The sequence below is a fragment of the Bacillus changyiensis genome, from assembly GCF_027706145.1.
GTDB classification, from domain to species: domain Bacteria; phylum Bacillota; class Bacilli; order Bacillales; family Bacillaceae; genus Bacillus; species Bacillus changyiensis.
Genome location: NZ_JAQFWW010000002.1, coordinates 447,691 through 468,185, shown reverse-complemented (window position 1 = coordinate 468,185; position 20,495 = coordinate 447,691). Strand labels below are relative to the sequence as shown.

Genomic DNA, 20,495 nt, shown 5'->3' with positions numbered 1-20,495 from the left:
AGAAAAAAGTGTTTAAACAAATAAAGATCTTTAGTTTATTTACTGCCATTCTACTAATCATTCAAATGGCAGTGACTGCAAATCCTTCATTTGCATCATATACGGATACTTCCGTCTACAAAATCGACACTTCACAAGTATTTTTAAGTGAAAGTGAGGCGGCTAAGGCTGTCGAGAAATTAAAAGCAGAAACGGGTTGGCAAGCAGAGTATAAAGTAAAAAGCGGTACAACATATGAAATTGTCACAGGTGATATTGAAGGGGAAAGCACAGCGAAAAACCTCCTCCTTCAACTTGGAAAAGATACGGGTTTGAAAGGAACATACAGTCCACTCGGTCAGAGTGAGCCCTATGCAATAGCGATTTCAAATGAATTCGTTGGAGAAGCAAAAGCAAAAGAGCTCGTTAGCCAATTTGAGAAAGAGACTGGTCTGAAAGCTTCATACATGATAACAAAACAAGAACCATATGTAAAAGTGGTCTCAGGAGTCATAACAGGTGAAGAAAAAGCAAAATCAACATTGGCTCTGTTTGAAAAAGCGACTGGATTAAAAGGAACATACAGTCCATATGGATCAGGTCAAAGTATTGTCAAGTTGTTATCAAAGGAAATTGACAGTCAAAGTAAGGCAAAAAGTCTACTTTTACAATTTAAAAAAGAGACCGCTCTTACTGGTTCAGTTCAATCGGTTAAAAAACAACAAGTTCAATACAAAATCGTCACCGGTACGATCAAAGGTGAAGCAAACGTTAAGAACATGTTGAATCAGTTTAAAAAACAACTGAAAATTCAAGGCTCTTACCAGCCGATTGGTCAAAATGAACCCATTTACAATGTTAAGTCAGGTTATTTTAAAGATAATCGCAGTGCAAAAACGGCTGCCAGTCAGCTCAAACGCAGTACAGGCATTTCCCCAAGTGTTTCAAAAGTGAGAGGAAAGCGGTACTGGATTTTGAACATGAGAAACCTCAACAAACAAAACCTGAATAAGGTAAACGCTTTTTTCAAAAAGAAAAAATGGCGTTATGACAAGACAAACGCCGGAAAAAAACAAACCACTTACCGAATCGTTTCTTCTTCATTAACAGATCAACATAAATTGAAGAAGGGGATTCAATTTTTCAAAAATAAAAAAGTAAAAGCGGCAACTCCAACCGCTGGGCGTTTGACTAGCTACCGGTATCGGATTGTCTCCGGCGAAACAAAAGAACAAAATCAAATTTCAAAAGGGCTCAACTTCTTTAAGAAAAATGGTGTAACAGGGTCTGCTGCACCAACAGGGAAGAAGGTATACAGCCAATTCCGGCTGACATCTGAAGCTGTTTTTGAAGAGGGGGACATTGCAAAAGCATTAGGTTTTTTCCAAACAAATGGTCTTCAAGCAACGACTGTTAAAACGGGTCAATTTTACGGACATTACAAGCTGAAATCTGAAGCTTCACTCAGTCAAGAAAAATTAAATCAGGCCCTCGCATTTTTCAGTGCGAGAAATATCGCGGGTGAAACGCAGTTAACAGGACAGTATGGCTACAAACTGTACAAGATCACAACAAGTCCGATTTTAAGCAAAACAGATCTTGACAAGGGCATGAATTTTTTCAAGACAAATGCAATTAGTGCTTCCTATCACACGAAAACACCTGAACTTTTTTCGATCATCATTCATGAAGAGTTTACAGGCTATAGTCGAGCAGAAGCAGCAATCCAAAAGCTTAAAACCAATTATGGCTGGCCCGCAACGATCATTAAAATTAAAAATGGTCCACAAATCATGACGACTGATTATGGGATTACACTGAATAACATGATTGATAAGCAGATGAAAGTCAGCCCGCAAACAGATGCTGTTGCATATGTTTCACTAACTTATATCGACATGACAAACCAAACCGTAACGGCTGATGCGCTAAATGTTAGATCAAGCCCTAACACCACAAGTACAGGTAATATTATCGGTCAATTGAAAAAAGGTGATAAGGTTAACGTGATCTCACAGGAAAACGGCTGGGGCAAAATACGAATGAATTGGAGAAATGCCAGCAGAGAAGAAGTTGAGCGCTATGTCAATCCGAAAAACTTTACCGAAGACAGTCAAGCCTATTTTCAATTTTTAAAGCTTTCAGAAACAGCTGGTTTGAATGCAGCAGAAGTAAACGAAAAAATTCTTTATAATAAAGGAAATTTGATTGGAAGGGGTCAAGCCTTTATAAATGCGGCTACTCAATATCGAATCAATGAGTTATATCTGATTGCCCATGCACTTCTTGAAACAGGAAATGGAACTTCTGCCTTGGCGAAGGGGACGAACTATAACGGACGAATTGTTTACAATATGTACGGTGTTGGAGCTTATGACAGTAATCCTCTCTACTATGGTGCAAAATATGCCTATGAACAAGGTTGGTTTACTCCAGAAGCTGCAATTATTGGTGGAGCCAAATTCATTGGTGAAAAATACATTCACCATCAGACCTATCAGCAAGACACTCTCTATAAAATGAGATGGTCGCCAAATGCGATCCATCAATACGCAACAGATGTTGGCTGGGCTTACAAACAGGTGGGAAGAATGTACAGCCTTTACACATTGCTTGACAACTACACACTGTATTACGATATTCCCGTTTATCGCTAATGACTAAAAGAGACTCGGTTTTCCGAGTCTCTTAGCCTGTCTAGCTTTATTTGCTCTCAAAAGTTTGGTCTTCATTTGGCTGATAAACAATTTGATCAATTACGCGTTCGCTTGCCTTTCCATCGAGATCATCAAAGAAATAGCGAACAAAGGAATCAATTTTTTCGAAATTATAATCCTGCTTCTGAATAATTGAAATCATTTGTTCTGTTGTTTTGGCAAGCGGTCCTGGAATAAATGAGAAATAATCATAGTAAAAATCCCGTTTGCGAATGTAATCATCAACATCATAGCTGAAGAAAATCATCGGTTTGTTCAGTAAAGCGTACTCAAAGCAAACAGATGAATAATCGGTTACAAGAATATCTGTCACCAATAGCAACTCATTAATTTCTCTAAATGATGAGAAGTCATAGTAAAAGTCACTGTATTGATAAGAAATATTGATATCATTTTTGACAAACGGATGGATTTTAAATAAAAAGATATAATCATCTTTTAATTCTTGATACAACTGATCAAAATTAAGTACATCGAATGGATAATAGGCTGATTGTTGACCATTACCCCGGAATGTTGGTGCAAACAAGATCACTTTTTTATGTTTAAGAAAAGGAAACTCTTTATAAAGCCGTTCTTTCACAAGGGCTTTTTTTGCCTCGTCAAAAAAGAAATCTGTTCTAGGAATACCGGTTGCAATGACATTGTCGATATCCACGCCAAACCCTTCAGCATAATGTTTGCGAATATTATCAGAGCTGACGATGACTTTTGTATAGTTTTTATGGTTTTTTGAAAATGGAGAAGGTCCTCCAGGGAGCCCAATCCTGCTGTATCCGAATGTTTTAAAAGCTCCGACCGCATGCCAAAGCTGAACAAGCTCAGCGTCTTTCCGAATTTTCAATGGATATATTAAAGGATAAAAGTCATCAAGAAAAATAATTTTACTTGTTGCAAAATGACGAGCCATTGATATTAACTCAAATAAACTTTTTCGGTTACGGATACTTCCTTTTAAGAAAAATTTAAAATCAAAGTCATCATTTCGTTTTAAGAGTTCTTCATAAACAAACTCAAAGTTTCCTGATAAATCAACACGACTGTCAGATGCAAACACAATTTTGTTCGCTTGGATTGGAAGGAGACAGAACATACGGTAAGCTAGATTGAAAATCCATGTATTCAGCTTACGAAGGAAGCGGTTTGCCTCTTTTCCAGTATCCAACTCTAATAGGGCTGGATCAATTTCTTGGAGCTTGTGGCTCGATAAATTAATCGTTTTCTCATCTTCATCATAATTAACAATCAAATTAAATTTCATCAATTTTCTAGCTGAGTGAAATTCCATTTTTGTAGAGTAAACGTCATTTTTCAAAAACTTGCTGACATTTCCAACGGTATGAACTTCTTGATGTTTCACATTTTGATCGTCGACTACTTCAATTTCTAGAAAAAGTTTATATTCTCCTGTCGGAAGCGGTTTATCATTGATAAGTGTAGAAAAATTAATTTGCTGTTCAAAGCCTGCCCATTTGTAATCTTTCAGCATTTTCTCATGAACATCAGCGGGATTTGCCGTTTTACTTAAGGGACAATCACGCAATGACACAGCTTTAAAAAGATAGCCATTGCTTACGAGAAGGAGTCTTTTTCGGACTTGATCCTCTTTTAATAATGGCAACCCCTTTATATAAATATAACCAGAAATATTCAATATTGAACCATTCCAAGAAAATTTAGAAATTTTCCGAACAGGAACCTGTTGATTTTCTTTAATGACTTTTGTTCTATCAAAAAGTGAATAAACCTTATCTTGTTTAAGCTCATGATCATGCTGATTACGATTGTTTCTTTTGCGGAATATTTTGTTCTTCACTTTTCTCGCTAACTTCTTCACGATTATACCTCTCTTTCTCCTCATTCGTCCTGGTCATAAAGGATTGGACAAAATCAGCCACCCGCTTAGAAGATTGGCCATCTTGATGAACGATAAATGTATTTGAAAAGTCCTTAATCTTTTTCATATCAGGATTTTGAAAGCGGGTAATGTCTTCAGCTAATGCTGTCACACTTTTTGAAATAGGCCCTGGGACGAATGATTCAAAAGGATAATAAAAGTCACGTTCCTTTAAGTAATCTTCGAGATCAGGACAATAAAAATATATCGGTCGTTGAAGAATACTATATTCAAAAATGACCGATGAATAGTCAGTAATTAAGGCATCTGATAATGCCATAAGATCATATAATGAATATTGATCCCCAAAATCGATCACAAAATCATCTTTTTTAATTTGCAGATGATGACGCAAATATGGATGCAGATGAATCATTACCACATAATCGTCTTGATTTAATGCTTGTTTCAATTCGTCTAGGTTTAAAGGAAGTGATTCGTTTACTTGGTCATGCCCGCTTCCACGAAAAGTTGGGGCATATAATAACTTTTTCTTCCCTTTAAGAGATGGATAAGTCTTCTCAAAATCAGTTTTGAGCGAATGGAGACGAGCCTTGTGATAAAAATAATCGGTTCGCGGGACTCCAAGTGATAAAACTCTTTCTTCAGGCATATGAAAAGCCTCAGAAAAATGAGAGACAGCAGCTGGTGAACTGACGATCGCATAATCATAATTGGAATGAACCGGAACGATTTTTAAGTAAGCAGATGATGGTCCAGAAGGCTTGTCCTTCAAACTGTATCCGAATTTTTTAAAAGCTCCGCAAGCATGCCAAAGCTGAATGCTGATCGTTTCTTTTCGCTTTTTGATGACATATAAAGGAAAGTAATAATCATCAAGCAACAAAATTCGGCATGTCGCGATATGGTAAAGAGCGCTAAGCAAATGACAAAAATATTTGAATTTGCCGAGCAGTCCGCTGTCCATCTTTTTGAACAACAGTGTAAAATGTAAAGAGGAGTCTTGACTCAATTGGTCATGGACCCACTTGAAATTATCACTCATTTTTTCTTCCCGGTAGGAAGCGATCACAACTTTGCGTTGATTAACTGGAAAAAGCATCACTAATAAACTGTAAGTCAAACGAAACAGTAATTTTACTGCATAGGCTAAACCATTTTTCACTTTTTAAATTTCCCACTCAATGACAGTTTTACCCCATGAAGATGTTAAATCTGCTTCAAATACATTCGTGATATCTTCAATACTGCGAACAGGATAACATCCCCCTATGAGCGTCTCCAAATAGTCGGCGACTTCAGGGTATTCTGCTAAAAAGTTAACTGTACGGACGAAGTCTTCCCGTCCGCTACGGCTACTTCCAATCAATGTAATTCCTTTTTCCAGAACCATTCTTGTTTCGACTTCGACCGGATACTCTGATACTCCGAGCAAGGCGAGACATGCTTCAGGTTGAACATGATCAATCATTTGCTGAATCGCACTTTCGCTACCACGACCACCGACACATTCAAATGCATGGTCAACTATGATATCAGCGGGGATATCGTTAATTTGATATGCAGCATCAACAAAAGAAAAGTGGTCAAGCTTATATGAAGTTTTCCCGAAAATAAACACTTTGCTGTTTGGATACCGTTTTTTAAGAATTAAAGATGTGATAAATCCTAAATTACCATCTCCCCATACACCAAATATATCGCGTTTTTGGTGTGCGATTCTTTCAAAACGACTGATTGCATGCATCGTAATTGTGATCAATTCTGTAAAAGCGGCTACCTTTGGGTTTAAGCTGTCTGGAAGTAAGACTAATCGATCCGGATCCATGAACATATAATCTTGCATAAAACCGTCATAGCCGCTAGAACGAAAACGGCTAGAGCGCAAGTAATTCTCTGCAATGATTTCATGCTGTTCTGTAGGAGTATTCGGGACCAATACCACCCGGTCTCCCACCTTAAAATGACCTGTCGGGTCATGCATGACTTTACCGATTCCTTCATGGATAAGCGCCATCGGTAATTTTTTATCCATGACTTCTTTACCACGGGAACCTGTGTAATACCGCTGGTCAGCTGCACAAATTGACAGATGTGTGGGCCGGACGACAACTTTATTCGCATTCATCATTTTATCTTTGTAAGTCACTTCAAACTGACGAGGTGAAACTAGCCGATACGTTTGATTAATCATTGGGAAATTCGCTCCTGTAAGATAGCATTCGCAACTTTTAAATCATATGGTGTCGTCACTTTAATATTAAAGACTTCTCCGCGTACCAACTTGACCTTTTCTCCGGCTAATGAGCAGATTTTACAAGCATCAGTCAATACTGATTTTTGTTGATCTGACAACTGCTCGTACAACTCAACTAATCTTTTGATGCGGAAACTTTGAGGAGTCTGACCTTGATACATTGTATCCCGAACAGGAATCTCTGAAATAAATTCCTTATCTTCAGAAGCAATGATTGTATCGATAGCAGGAATCACAGTGTCAACTGCATCATATTGCAGGGCTGCATTAATGTTATCCTCAATAATCCGATGGGTTAAAAATGGGCGTACAGAGTCATGTGTGACAATAATGTCATCATCTTGAATACCGAATTCTTTTTCGATATGGCGGATCCCATTCATAATAGACTCATTGCGGTCGATTCCACCCTCAACAACAATAAGACGGCTGTCTTCTCCAATAAATTTCTTCAGTATATCTTTAGTATGATTAATCCATTCTTTAGGTGAGACAATTAAAATTTTATCAAAGCGGTCGTTTAATAAAAATTTCTCAACAGTATGGATGATAATCGGTCTTTTATTTAAGGAAAGGAACTGCTTTGGCATATTCACATTTCCCATTCGAGAACCTTTACCTCCGGCTAAAATCTCAGCGTAGATCATAAAATACTCCTTCCTTTTAACATTCATAGTCGAAATCATAATGGTTCAAGTAGCACGCAAAAAAACGCTCTTGTTCAAGCCAGAGCATGCCAATTCACTGAACCTGTTGATCAGATTCAGATCAATACAAAATGTGTTAAAGACTCAGTCATAAGGGCTATTTTTATATAGTCCTATTCTAACATATGATCGTTCTATACTTTCAAACTTTCGAAAAATCATACAGAATCAATGCGCTTGCAGCCGGCATGGATTTGCTGGCTGACAAACTCCAAGAGCCGCCGGCTTGCATCGCCTTGTGAATATTGATTCCATTCCTCTGCAAACTGTTTGGTTTTATCATCTATTAGATGGAGATGTTTCAGCTCCGTTAGAAGCATCTCTCGGTTTCTGCAGGCTTTCCCCGGTATCACTGATTCAAAATGATCGATTAATCCGCGCTTCTCGTCATATTCCTTCATATCATATGTGAAAAAAAGCATCGGTTTATGAAATAAGGCATATTCAAACGGAACTGAAGAATAATCGGAAATCAAGATATCACTTTTATATAGCAACTCTTTTAAAGGAAGATCTGAGACATCCTTAACAAAGCCTTCTAGCCCATCTAATCTGATATGACGGCGCACAGCAGGATGAAGTTTCACGTGAAGTAAAAATTCCCCCTTCAAGTCTTCAGAAAGCTGTTCTTTTGAAAAAGGGAGAGCGATATTCTCAATATTAAAGTCTCTGTATGTCGGTGCATAAAGAATGATTTTTTTGTTGGAACTTGAAACTGATTGTGGTGCTTGAAAATATTGATCTGTTAAAGGAACACCAGTCCGTAAAAACCGCTGATCATCTTTAATCCCGAATGACCGCTTGAAAATATCGGCCATCTTATCAGACCCGACAACAACATAGTCGAACGAACGATATACTTGGTTAAATCTTTTGATATCCCGCGGATTTCGCTGTTGATTGGTTACATCTTCAAGACCGAATTTCTTCAATGCCCCATTTGCATGCCAAACCTGGATACATGTCGTCTGAGACCGATTGTTTAGCGTACTGGTTAATAAAAAATAATTATCGCAAATCACGAATTTGCTGCTAAACATTGTATAGACAGCCTGAATGAGGTGAAACGGATTTTTTTCATTGATCACTTTTGCTTTGACAGATGGATATTCCTCCTTGAGAGGAATCGCATGCCTTGTATAAAGCACTTCTAGATCAAAAGGCTTTTTTGAGTTCTCATATTCTTTCAACAATGCCCTTGCATTATCTGGAAACGAAACGAGAAGAACAGCTTTATCTCGCGGTTTCACCCATTTAAACATAAAGCCGATCAAAGAAAGGCCGACTGAATAAACCATAGTCAATAATGAACGTATATTCATACTGTTATCCTAGCTCTTTTCTATGCATCAATTTTAGACTGTTCCTTTATCGGTTCAGAAAGTAAGGGCTGTTTTTGAAACCTTTCCTCTTTCAAGACGGAAAATACATATTTGGGAATATTTAACATCCTTCTCCATCTTGAAGGGTTTGTTAGTAGTCGATACATCCACTCAAGATTTAGTTTGATCAATATTTTAGGTGCTCTTTTGACAGTTCCGCTAAACACGTCAAAACTTCCGCCAACTCCGATTGCGATTGCTTGTGGAAATAAGTGTTTATGCTCATAAATAAACTTTTCTTGATGTGGGCAGCCTAGAGCAACAAATACCATGTCCGGGTTGGTTTGTGCGATTTGTAGGGCAACGGATTCTCTGTCTTTAATATAACCGTCTGAATATCCGACGAGCTCGATATTTGGATACTCATTTGAGATTCGCTCAGCCGCGGCTTGAATGACATCCGGTTTAGCACCGAATAAAAAGACCTTTTTCTTTTTTTGATTGGCAATGCCAAGCAAATTGATAAATACATCATACCCTGCGATCCGGGATTTTAGTCGATGATGTGTTAGCCTTGAAGTCAGGACGATGCCAATACCATCAGGTAGAATAAAATCAGCCGAAGAAACCGTCTGAAAGTAATCTTTATCCTTGGCAGCTGCATATCCAATTTCTGGGTTTACCGTTGCGATATATGCGCCTGTACTTCGATTGATAAAGGTTTCTTCAAGGTGATTGATAAAACCAGATAAATCTCCATTTACAAAAGCAAGATTTTGAATCTTTTCTGTTGGTAACATGACGGTGTTCCTCCTTCCAAAAAATATAAATATATGACAAAAAAATTTAATTTGCAAGTGTAATAGACATGACGTAAAATCTATTGGTCTAACGTATATTTTAGCATAGATCTTTCATAAAAGCTTAACAATATCTTTACAGCAGATTAAGAAAATTTACTATTTGAAACAATAAGTGTGATCAAGCTTTAACTCGATCTCTTTAATGAATGGAAAATTGTTCACTGTTATAGAACTTAACGAATGTTAATCAATGTGTTATAATTTATGATCAGTGGTATTATGTGTAAAGTTCATATTAATTTTTGATAAAGAAAATGGACAATTTGTTCGTTAAATAAAGTTTATTGATGAGCCTTTAAAGATGCTCTTAGAAAGGAGAATGATTTCTACAATGAAGAAAGTCATCACATACGGAACTTTTGATTTATTACATTGGGGACATATTAAACTATTAGAACGAGCTAAACAGTTAGGTGATTATCTTGTTGTAGCGATTTCCACGGATGAATTCAACCTTCAAAAACAGAAAAAAGCTTATCACAGCTATGAGCACCGTAAGCTCATCTTGGAAACGATTCGTTATGTAGACGAAGTCATTCCGGAGAAGACCTGGGACCAGAAAGTCCAAGACGTGGTCAACCATGATATTGACGTTTTTGTCATGGGGGATGACTGGGAAGGGAAGTTTGACTTCTTAAAGGATCATTGCGAAGTTGTCTATCTTCCAAGAACTGAAGGAATTTCAACAACCAAGATTAAAGAAGAAATCGCTGGTTTGTAAAACGTTTTTAATGCTTGTTTTTTAAAAGTACTTCTTACAGAGGTAAGAAGTACTTTTTGATGCTTAAATGAACATTTTGCGAAGTTGTGAATATAAAATGCGAGTGTTATCCTACTCAGGAAAGGAAGAAAAAAATATGTCCGGTTATCCAGTTCAGCAAGAACAACTTCAAGGATTGAAATTCCCTGACATGGAATATTATTTTATTTCTGGTCTTATTCCGGATCATTATGGAGGACTAACAAAGTCTTTGTTATTGCGGTCCAAATTATTTGGAGAAGGCTGCAATATTCCTACATTTTTTTTAACATTTCGTTTTGACAAAGAATTTTCGGCGAAAAAAAGCAACTTTTATGATCAACAAAAAATTGATCCGCAATTCACAAAAGTGATCAATATGTATGATGATTTTCTTAGTAAACGTACAAATGGTCAGTTATATTCAGAAAGAATTAGTTTGCAAGAAATTAAAAAACGAGCGAGCCGAAGCCCATTCATAAAGCAGCTGGGAAAACTTTTTGGTCGGAGAGAAAACACTCTTGAAATCACCTACTATGAAGATCAGCAATCTATTCGTTTTGTAGATTATTATAGTGATGAAAAAAAGCACTATAAAAGAGAAGAATACACAAAAAACGGTGCTTTATTGCTTATCAATTATTTTAACACTGAAACAAATCAAATGTATTTGCAGGCATTTGTCAATGAAGATAATAGGATTTATTTAGAAAAAGATTATTCAGATCAAGATGTTTGCTTTAATTGGCATTCAGATAAAGGTACATTACAATTTTATGACGAATTTGACATAAGGCGGTACTGGATAGAAGTTCTTCAAACCGATTCAGAACGTCCTAAATTGTTCCTTGTCGATAGTCGCCTACAGGACCAGAACGTTTTCAAAGTCAAAAAAGCTGCGTCTACATATTATGCCGCGATTATTCACAATAAACATTATGGAAAAAGTAAGTTTCAAATTAAAGGTCGTTATAAAGAACTCTTCAATCAATTTCATCAGTTAGATGCACTGTTTTTCATTACTGAAGAGCAGTTGGAGGATTTTAAACTGATCACTGGGGAGCAAGAAATATTTTTCTTTACGCCGCATGCACTTGATAAGCCACTTGATGAAGCCGTCTTAAAAGTGCCGAGTGAAAAGCATAAAGCTGTTATTATTTCAAGGTTAGTTCCGATGAAAAATTTGACTGATGCGATCAAAGCCTTTCAACTTGTCGTCAAACAAATTCCAGAAGCAAAATTAGAGATTTTTGGCTCTGGTGAAGAAGAAAATAAAATAAAAGCTGAAATTGATAAATGTCAATTACAAAACAATGTTTTTCTAAAAGGGTATACACAAAATCCAAGTAGAGAATTTCAAAAAGCATGGCTTACAATCTCAACTTCTCATTTTGAAGGGTTTGGGCTTTCAAATATGGAGGCGCTCAGCAATGGCTGTCCAGTTGTGACCTATGACTATGATTACGGTGCCAGAAGCCTTGTCAGTGATAATGAAAACGGCTTTGTTGTTGAAATGTATCAGATTGAACAGCTTGCTGAAAAAATGATTTTACTTATGAAAAATGAACAACTTCGTGAACAATTTTCACATCATGCTTTTGAAACGGCAAAAAAATACTTGCCGGTCCATTACTTAGAGCATTGGTCATCTGCACTTCAAAACATGATAAAAATTAGAGAAGAAAAACGGGAGCTATCGAAGACATTAACAAGCAGTCTTCCATTTGCAATAGAGTCTGAGCAACAAGAGTCAGAAATGCACACCATCCAAGTTCACGCGCCAACTAAAATTGATGAAAAGGTTACTGTCACATTGATTGGTCTCGACAGAAAAAGCAAAGCACAAATCGTGTTAGCACCCTTGGATCAAGCAGGTTCAGATGATGAGACAAAACGATTTAATATTCGCTATCATCAAGATATCCATCTTGAAAAGATCAGAAAAAATCAAGTGAAGACTGTTGATTTTTATTTGGAAGTCAGGAATGAGAACCATGTTAAAGTTTTGAAGCGATTATTTGTTCAACAAACAGAGACGGCTCCGCCATTTTCAGTGGATGAGTATCAAGTGACTCCGTATACTACTGTAAAAGGTAATTATTCATGGACATTGGCCAAGTGAACCCACTCAAGAATATAAAGTGATGATATAATATGTATAATCATTTGACAATTTTTCAATAAAAAGAGGAGTAGACTTATTTTATGGTGAAGGAAGTTCCGAAAAGATGCAATTTAATAAATCTAAAAATGAAGGATTGGCAGTATGAATTTGCCTTAGATAATTCATTATCTGCGGAAGAAATTAATCTTTTGGCAGTTAATCGAAAAACAAAAGAAGAGCTGTCAATCCCATGCGAAAAGATAGAATCCGAAAAGGAACAGTATCGAGTGGCGATTAATTTAGATGAGATTGCAGATCATGTCAGTGATAAAGGATGCCTTGATTTCTACGCGGCCTACAAAAATTCAGAAGGCGATCTTCTTAGAAAAAGAATCAAAGCAGAACATCAGCCAATCGAGCTTTCCTGGGAATGGGATGAAAGAAAAGGTGTTTTCTTCTTGCCGTACACAACGAAAAAAGGCAATTTCTCTTTAAAGGTTTTGCAAAAAAAAGCTGTCGCAGAGGTCAGTGATTTTCATCTTTCTCCAGAAGGATTACTAACCATTAAAGGATTTGCATTTTTACTGAATGAAGAAGCAACTTTATCAGTACAGAAGAGACGGCTCATATTAAAGGAAGTCAAGCAAGCGGAAGCGAGAATATTTGAATATCCTTTAGAAGATTTCAAACAGAAAGACATACCTGATGAAAATGTCGGTTTTATCGTAAAAATTGATATGAAGAAACTATATGAAGAAAATATAATGCCTGCTTTGTTTCAATTTCATATTGAATTTCTCGGTGAAGACCCAGAAACAGGTGAACCATTTATTAGAAGAAGCAAAGCGATTCAATTCAAAGATCATTCAAACCAGTTTGCGATTCTTCAAACAAATAAAGGGGTTGCTCGTTTTTATATTTATCCTCGTAAGAAAAAAAGACATATGCGATTAAGAATGAATGACTATTCGTTGAAAACTCGTGTTGTTTATTTTGTTAAGGGGAAAAGAAACAAGCTGGTTTCATTTTTCCGCAAGAAGAAAAAGAAAGTAAAGAAAAAGATCGATAAAGGATTAAAAAAAGCATATCACTTCACATTTGGATTGGCTGGGCACTTACCTGTCAAAAGAAAATCTGTTATCTTTGAAAGCTTTGCCGGTAAACAGTATAGCTGTAATCCGAGAGCGATATATGAATATATGCAGAAGAATCTTCCTGATTATCATTTATATTGGAGTGTTAATGCAGATTACACAAACATTTTTGAGGAAAAAGACATTCCTTATATTAGAAGGTTCTCAATGAAATGGTTGTTTGCGATGGCAAGAGCGGAATATTGGGTTGTAAACAGTCGCTTGCCTTTATGGATTCCAAAGCCGAAGCACACAACTTATCTTCAAACATGGCACGGTACACCGCTTAAACGACTTGCTGTTGATATGGAAGAAGTGCACATGCCTGGCACAAATACAGAAAAATATAAACAAAATTTCACATCGGAAGCTGCCAAGTGGGATTATCTGATTTCCCCGAATGCCTATTCAACTGAAATATTTGCTAGAGCCTTTCAGTTTAATAAAACGATGATTGAATCGGGATATCCGCGAAACGATTTTTTGCATACGGATAATAATCCTGATACAGTGCGGGCTTTAAAAGAAAAAATGCTGATTCCACTTGATAAAAAAGTGATGATATATGCACCAACTTGGAGAGACGACCAATTTTATAAAAAAGGCAAATATAAGTTTGACCTAGATTTAGATCTTGACATGCTTAAAGATGAGATTGGCGACGAGTATGTTATCATCTTAAGAATGCACTATTTAGTTGCAGAAAACTTTGATCTTGAACCATATAAAGGCTTTGCCTACGACTTTTCGTCATATGAAGATATTCGTGAACTTTATATGGTATCTGATTTACTGATCACTGACTATTCATCAGTATTTTTTGATTTTGCCAACTTGAAAAGACCGATGATCTTCTATGTTCCTGACATTGAAACGTATCGTGACAAACTGCGCGGTTTCTATTTTGACTTTGAAAACGAAGCACCAGGTCCATTAGTGAAAACGACAGATGAAGTGATCGAAAAAATCAGGGAGACAGAAACGCCGGAATATCGTCTCCCACAAATATTTGCTCCGTTTTATGAAAAGTTTTGTTATCTAGAAACGGGTCAATCAACCGAAAAAGTTGTCAAAGAAGTTTTTAATGATAAAGTATAACGACTGACGGAACAAAAACCTGAATGAAGACCTTTAATAGGTGTTTATTCAGGTTTTTTTATGATGAAATCATTTCTAAAAGAAAGAAGATGTTTTATGATTCCAAAGATGTGGTTCAAAAGTAGTCTTTGTTCTATATTAAGAACTTAACTTTCCGCTATATCTATGTTATTATTACTCGGAGTTAGTTATTAATGGTTCTTTTGTTCTATTTTATAGCATGGAAATTATTTTTGCAATTTAATACACTGCGAAACATCAAAATTTTCAGTTTGAACAGACATCCACAAAGGAAAACCGTTTATTTATTCTTTTTTCCTGAATATAACGCGGTGATTATTTACAAAATTTAGAGATTCATTTTTGGAAAAATCAGTGTTAATATTTTTATAGTATAGTATTCACAAAAATTATTGAAGAATAAAATCTTTCTTTTATAAATACAATACTTTTTATATATAAATAGGGAGGTAAAAAATGAAAGGTATCGTGCTGGCTGGAGGGACAGGTTCAAGACTTTATCCAATAACAAGAGGGGTTTCCAAACAATTGGTGCCTGTTTATGATAAACCGATGATCTACTATCCTTTATCAGTCTTGATGTTAAGCGGAATTAGAGACATCTTGATCATTTCTACATCAAGAGATATTCCATACTTTAAAAATTTGCTTGGGACTGGGGAAGATTTAGGAATCACGTTTAGTTATGCGGTTCAGGATCATCCTAGAGGGCTTGCTGATGCATTTATCATCGGTGAAAAGTTTATCGGAAATGATAACGTTGCTCTTGTTTTAGGTGACAATATCTTTTATGGACAAGGTTTTACAGAAGTTCTAGAAAAAGCTGTTACTTTGAAAGAAGGCGCACTGGTCTTTGGCTATTATGTGAAAAATCCAAGCGATTATGGTGTCGTTGAGTTTGATCGTGAAGGAAATGTCTTAGGTATAGAAGAAAAACCAGAGAATCCTAAATCAAATTATGCAGTACCGGGGTTATATTTTTATGACCATCATGTTGTAGAAATAGCGAAAACGATTCAGCCATCTGCTAGAGGTGAGCTTGAGATCAGTTCAATTAATGAAGCTTATTTAAAAAAGGGAAACTTAAAAGTTGAGTTAATTGGAAGAGGGATGGCTTGGTTAGATACAGGTACTCATAAAAGCTTGTTAGAAGCGAGCAACTATGTTGAAGCTGTTCAAAATAGACAAGGACTTTATATTGCGTCACTTGAAGAGATTGCATTTAGAAAAGGTTATATTAACGCCGAAGAACTAAGACGGCTTGCAGAACCGTTGTGCAAGACAGAATACGGAAAATATTTACTAAAAATTCTGGAAAATAACGATAATTTTCATTTAGTTTAAGGAGAGAAGCCATGAAGGTTTATTTGGTAACTGGTGGAGCAGGATTTATTGGAGCTAATTTTATTCATTATATGTTAAACAATCATCATGATGCTTTCATCATTAATGTCGACAGTTTAACCTATGCGGGAAATCTTGAAAACCTATCCAAAGTTGAGGGAAACGACCGTTATCATTTTGTAAAAGCAGATATTACGGATAAACAGGCGATAAAAGAGATTTTCGAAGCACATGATATTGATTATGTTGTCAATTTTGCAGCAGAATCACATGTCGATCGCAGTATTCAAACTCCTGAAATCTTCGTGAAAACCAATGTTTTAGGGACTGCAAATTTGTTAAATGTAGCTAAGGACAAATGGGAATTAGAAAACGGAGAATTCAAAGCAAATAAAAAATTCATTCAAGTTTCGACTGATGAGGTGTATGGTTCTCTAGGAGAAGAGGGGCTGTTTTCTGAACAAACACCTCTGGATCCGCACAGCCCATATTCTGCAAGTAAAGCATCAGCCGATATGATTGTAAAATCATATTTTGACACTTATCAATTTCCTATTAATATTACGAGATGTTCAAATAATTATGGACCTTATCAATTCCCTGAAAAGATCATTCCATTAGTCATTAACAATTGTCTCAACCATAAAAATATTCCTTTGTATGGTGATGGATTGAATATAAGGGATTGGTTATATGTTGAAGACCATTGTAAAGCAATTGATCTTGTCATTAAAGATGCAGCACCAGGAGAAATCTATAATATAGGCGGTCTTAATGAAAAGACAAATGTAGAACTAGTGAAAACGATTATAAAATATTTGCATGAACATGTCGATGAGAAGATTACAGAAGAATTGATCACATATGTCAAAGACAGAAAAGGCCATGATAGACGATATGCAATTGATGCTAACAAAATCATGACAGAACTAGGATGGACACCTGCTGTGAATTTTGAAACAGGTATTCAAGAAACGATTAAATGGTATCTAGAAAATCAAGATTGGCTGAAAAATGTGATGAAGAGAACATATTAATCAAATTGAAGCGGAGTTCAAATATGATAAAAAAACTGATCAAAAAACTAATGTACAGGAGTATAGAAAATCATAGAGTCAGTATAGATTCTAATCATGACATCTTATCATTTCAGTTTTCAGGTTTACTTCCGTTCATTGGCGAAAAATTTTTTGTCATAAAAGATAGGAAAACGGGCAGAAGGTTAAAAAGAAAAATTGTCAATAACAAGGCGAAGTTTGAATATGATGATCTGCTATGTTTAACAGATTACCATGTATTAGACTTTTACGTTCAGATCAAGTTCCAGCATAAATTTTTTCAAAAAAGAACACCTTTTTCAAAAGAAAATCATGGTTTTTTAGCAATCAATAAACAACAGAATTTCAAAGTCAATTCTTATAAAACGAAAAACAACTTTTTATCCTTTAATATGCAGCGAGTATTGTATTTTCAGCAAATAACAGAACTGAAAACAGTCGGTAAAAACTTTTATATTGAAGGGCAAATTGAAAGCTTTGACGCTTTAGATAAAGTAAGTAAAATGGAACTGATTATGATAAGAAGAGACAATAAAAAAGCTTACGGATTTAATCTCGATATTCATTGTGAACAAAATAGCTTGCAGTTTAAAAAACTGATTCTGATTGATAAATTAAGACGTGATTTAGCAGTGAACAGTAGATGGGATTTATTATTACAAATTAGAAATGGTTCAAATCAGGTGATTTTCAAAGAATTAATTGAAATGAGTGGTTACGCTAATTTTGATAAAGAAGAAGATAGATACCTGCTCATTAATCAGGATGTCGATGATCTTCATTCGATTCTTTATGCCACAATGGGCAAAGAAAGTCTTGCACTTTGGTACACGGATAAGCAGCAATTTGAAAGAACGTATGGCATTGCAAAAGGAAAATCAGTTTTCAATGAAACTTGTGAAACGGCTTCTTTAAAAGAGATGGTCTTTTTTGAAAGTTTCTTAGGGAAAAGTTATTCAGGCAATCCTAAATATGTTTATGAAGAAATGCTCAAATTGGGTTACGGTGATCGGTTTACATTTGTTTGGTCATACTCGGGAGATGGTGAGATTCCCGGTCATCCAATTATTGTGAGTCGTGAAAGTGAAGAATACTATAAGTATTTGGCACTTTCGAAATATTGGGTTAGTAATATTATTTTCCCTGTACACCGAAAACGAGAAGGGAATATTTATCTGCAAACATGGCATGGTACACCATTGAAAAAACTCGGATACGATATTGAAGTAGACGGCCCTGAAAAAATGGCAAGAGAAAATTTTTATATAGAATCGCGAAATTGGGATTACATGCTGTCCGCTAATCGATACTCAAGCAACATTTTTAAAAGGGCGTTTAAATTTAAGAAACAGATGCTGGAAGTAGGCTATCCTTCAAATGATATATTCTATCATGAAAATGCTGCCGATAAAGCAGCACAAATTAAGGAGAAAATTGGGATTCCCAAAGATAAAAAGGTCATTTTATATGCTCCGACTTGGCGAGATAATCAAGCTTCCGGTTCGTGGAATCATGTTTTTGATCTGAAGATTGATCTTGAACAATTTCAAGAACAACTATCAGAAGATCATGTTCTAATCTTAAGAATGCATCACTTAATTTCTGAATCTCTTCAAATTGCTGAAGAGCTTCAATCATCGGTATTTGATCTTTCCTCTTATGATGATATACAAGAACTATATCTAATTTCAGATATTTTAATTACCGATTATTCTTCGGTATTTTTCGAATATGCTCATACAAAACGTCCAATTCTATTTTATGCGTATGACTTTGAACTTTATAAAGATAAAATAAGAGGTTTTTATCTTGATATGAAAAAAGATTTGCCTGGTCCAATTTTAACTGATAATGGAGAATTACTCAGTGCTATTCGAAATATTGACCAAGTCCAAAGACAATACAAAAATCGATACAATGAGTTTTTAAATACGTATTGCTATTTGGAAAAAGGCGACTCTTCTGCACAGGTTATCAAGACTGTATTTGAACAGTAAGGAGGGAAATCGTTGAATAAAAATATTTTAGTATTTCCGTGCGGGTCTGAAATTGGTTTAGAGATTCACAATTCATTAAGATTCGCTAAAAATATTAAACTTTTTGGGGCATCAAGTGTAGCTGATCATGGAAGATTCGTGTATAAAAACTATATTGAAAATCTTCCGCATATTGATGATCCCAACTTTTTAACTCGGTTAAATGAGATCATCGCTCAATATCAAATCGATTTTATCTTCCCTGCGCATGATAGTGTGGTCTTAAAGCTTGCTCAAGAGAGAAACAATTTGAATGCAGAGATTATGACTTCTTCTGCAGAAACTTGCGAAATTGCAAGATCAAAAAAGAGAACTTATGAATTCTTTTCAGACCAAGACTTTGTCCCGGAAATGTTTGAAAGTATCGATGACGTAAGTGAATTTCCGGTGTTTTTAAAGCCAGATGTCGGACAAGGTTCCAAAGGAATCGCTTTAGCTCGCAATAAGGAAGAATTAAAGTTTCATCTGGATCAAGCGAAAGATCTATTGATTTTAGAATACTTGCCAGGTAAAGAGTACACAATTGACTGCTTTACCGACAAAAATGGTGAATTAAAATTCGTTGGAAAAAGAGAACGAAAAAGGATTAAAAGTGGAATAAGCGTTAACTCGGTCACTATGCCATTAGATTCATCGACAAAAGAAATTGCCCACCGAATCAATCAAAAACTGGAATTCCGCGGGGCTTGGTTTTTTCAGTTGAAAATAGATGTGAACGGGCAGTTTAAACTGCTTGAAATTGCTCCCCGTATTGCTGGAACGATGAGTTTGTATAGAAACAAAGGTGTGAATTTTTCGCTTCTCAGCCTTTATGACAGACTAGGTTATAAATTGGATGTTTCAGACAATGATTTTGAAGTAGAAGTTGATAGAGCTTTAATCAATCGGTTTTATCTCAATTATGAATATCAAAGAGTTTATGTCGATTTTGACGATACGGTCACACATTATGAACGGGTGAACCCACTGTTGATGCAGTTTTTATATCAATGTGTAAGAGATGAAAAACAACTAATTTTAATTACGAAACATATTCACGATATTAAGGCGACTTTAAAAAAATTAAAAATTAGCATTGAGCTATTTGATGAAATTATTCATTTAAGTAAAGATGAAAAGAAATCGGCTTTTATTGACAAAGATGTTCCGGCTATTTTTATCGATGACTCTTTTCAAGAACGGTCAGATATTGGACGTTTGAATATTCCTGTGTTTGATGTCGATTCTGTTGAAGCTTTAATTGACTGGAGATATTAAAA

At 35.7% G+C, this 20,495-nt stretch carries 14 protein-coding genes; 8 read left to right on the top strand and 6 right to left on the bottom strand.

From position 1 onward, the window contains the following. Window positions 1-65 precede the first annotated feature (65 nt). Window positions 66-2,636 carry a glucosaminidase domain-containing protein gene (locus tag PDT38_RS09570; RefSeq protein ID WP_449374907.1) on the top strand — a complete coding sequence of 857 codons (2,571 nt, stop codon included), beginning with the start codon at window positions 66-68 and terminating at the stop codon, window positions 2,634-2,636. Between the two features lie 46 nt (window positions 2,637-2,682). Here PDT38_RS09570 and PDT38_RS09565 read toward each other — a convergent pair whose 3' ends face one another. The 6 genes from PDT38_RS09565 to PDT38_RS09540 all read right to left on the bottom strand — a co-directional run bounded on the left by PDT38_RS09565 (window position 2,683) and on the right by PDT38_RS09540 (window position 9,640). Further along, window positions 2,683-4,533 (bottom strand): CDP-glycerol glycerophosphotransferase family protein, encoded by a 1,851-nt coding sequence (locus tag PDT38_RS09565; protein ID WP_270800867.1) that lies wholly within the window; start codon window positions 4,531-4,533, stop codon window positions 2,683-2,685. Further along, window positions 4,475-5,719: a CDP-glycerol glycerophosphotransferase family protein gene (locus PDT38_RS09560; protein ID WP_270800865.1), complete on the bottom strand. Its 1,245-nt coding sequence runs from the start codon at window positions 5,717-5,719 to the stop codon at window positions 4,475-4,477. The genes PDT38_RS09565 and PDT38_RS09560 overlap by 59 nt, the downstream gene beginning before the upstream one ends. 3 nt (window positions 5,720-5,722) lie before the next feature. Next, the gene (locus PDT38_RS09555) at window positions 5,723-6,748 is read right to left on the bottom strand and encodes a ribitol-5-phosphate dehydrogenase (RefSeq protein WP_270800864.1); all 1,026 of its coding nucleotides are present in this window, start codon (window positions 6,746-6,748) and stop codon (window positions 5,723-5,725) included. Next, window positions 6,745-7,458, bottom strand: coding sequence for an IspD/TarI family cytidylyltransferase (locus PDT38_RS09550; protein ID WP_270800863.1), 714 nt, complete (start codon window positions 7,456-7,458; stop codon window positions 6,745-6,747). The genes PDT38_RS09555 and PDT38_RS09550 overlap by 4 nt, the downstream gene beginning before the upstream one ends. A gap of 218 nt (window positions 7,459-7,676) precedes the next feature. After that, window positions 7,677-8,840 (bottom strand): CDP-glycerol glycerophosphotransferase family protein, encoded by a 1,164-nt coding sequence (locus PDT38_RS09545; protein ID WP_270800862.1) that lies wholly within the window; start codon window positions 8,838-8,840, stop codon window positions 7,677-7,679. A gap of 20 nt (window positions 8,841-8,860) precedes the next feature. Further along, window positions 8,861-9,640: a WecB/TagA/CpsF family glycosyltransferase gene (locus PDT38_RS09540; protein WP_270800860.1), complete on the bottom strand. Its 780-nt coding sequence runs from the start codon at window positions 9,638-9,640 to the stop codon at window positions 8,861-8,863. A gap of 394 nt (window positions 9,641-10,034) precedes the next feature. Here PDT38_RS09540 and tagD point away from each other — a divergent pair, with 394 nt between their 5' ends. The 7 genes from tagD (at window position 10,035) to PDT38_RS09505 (ending at window position 20,493) form a co-directional block, all read left to right on the top strand. Then, window positions 10,035-10,424, top strand: coding sequence for a glycerol-3-phosphate cytidylyltransferase (gene tagD, locus PDT38_RS09535; RefSeq protein ID WP_270800859.1), 390 nt, complete (start codon window positions 10,035-10,037; stop codon window positions 10,422-10,424). A 136-nt stretch (window positions 10,425-10,560) separates the two neighbouring features. After that, the gene (locus PDT38_RS09530; RefSeq protein ID WP_270800857.1) at window positions 10,561-12,564 is read left to right on the top strand and encodes an alpha-glucosyltransferase N-terminal domain-containing protein; all 2,004 of its coding nucleotides are present in this window, start codon (window positions 10,561-10,563) and stop codon (window positions 12,562-12,564) included. 83 nt (window positions 12,565-12,647) lie between these two features. Next, the gene (locus tag PDT38_RS09525) at window positions 12,648-14,777 is read left to right on the top strand and encodes a CDP-glycerol glycerophosphotransferase family protein (RefSeq protein WP_270800855.1); all 2,130 of its coding nucleotides are present in this window, start codon (window positions 12,648-12,650) and stop codon (window positions 14,775-14,777) included. A gap of 477 nt (window positions 14,778-15,254) precedes the next feature. Beyond that, a complete protein-coding gene (rfbA, locus tag PDT38_RS09520) occupies window positions 15,255-16,142 on the top strand; it encodes a glucose-1-phosphate thymidylyltransferase RfbA (protein WP_270800853.1) in 888 nt (295 codons plus the stop codon). Window positions 16,143-16,153: 11 nt separating this feature from the next. Continuing rightward, window positions 16,154-17,179 carry a dTDP-glucose 4,6-dehydratase gene (gene rfbB / locus PDT38_RS09515; RefSeq protein WP_270800851.1) on the top strand — a complete coding sequence of 342 codons (1,026 nt, stop codon included), beginning with the start codon at window positions 16,154-16,156 and terminating at the stop codon, window positions 17,177-17,179. 23 nt (window positions 17,180-17,202) lie between these two features. Then, complete coding sequence (locus PDT38_RS09510) at window positions 17,203-19,197, top strand: CDP-glycerol glycerophosphotransferase family protein (protein WP_270800848.1); 1,995 nt, start codon at window positions 17,203-17,205, stop codon at window positions 19,195-19,197. A gap of 12 nt (window positions 19,198-19,209) precedes the next feature. Continuing rightward, window positions 19,210-20,493 (top strand): ATP-grasp domain-containing protein, encoded by a 1,284-nt coding sequence (locus tag PDT38_RS09505; RefSeq protein ID WP_270800847.1) that lies wholly within the window; start codon window positions 19,210-19,212, stop codon window positions 20,491-20,493. Window positions 20,494-20,495 lie beyond the last annotated feature (2 nt).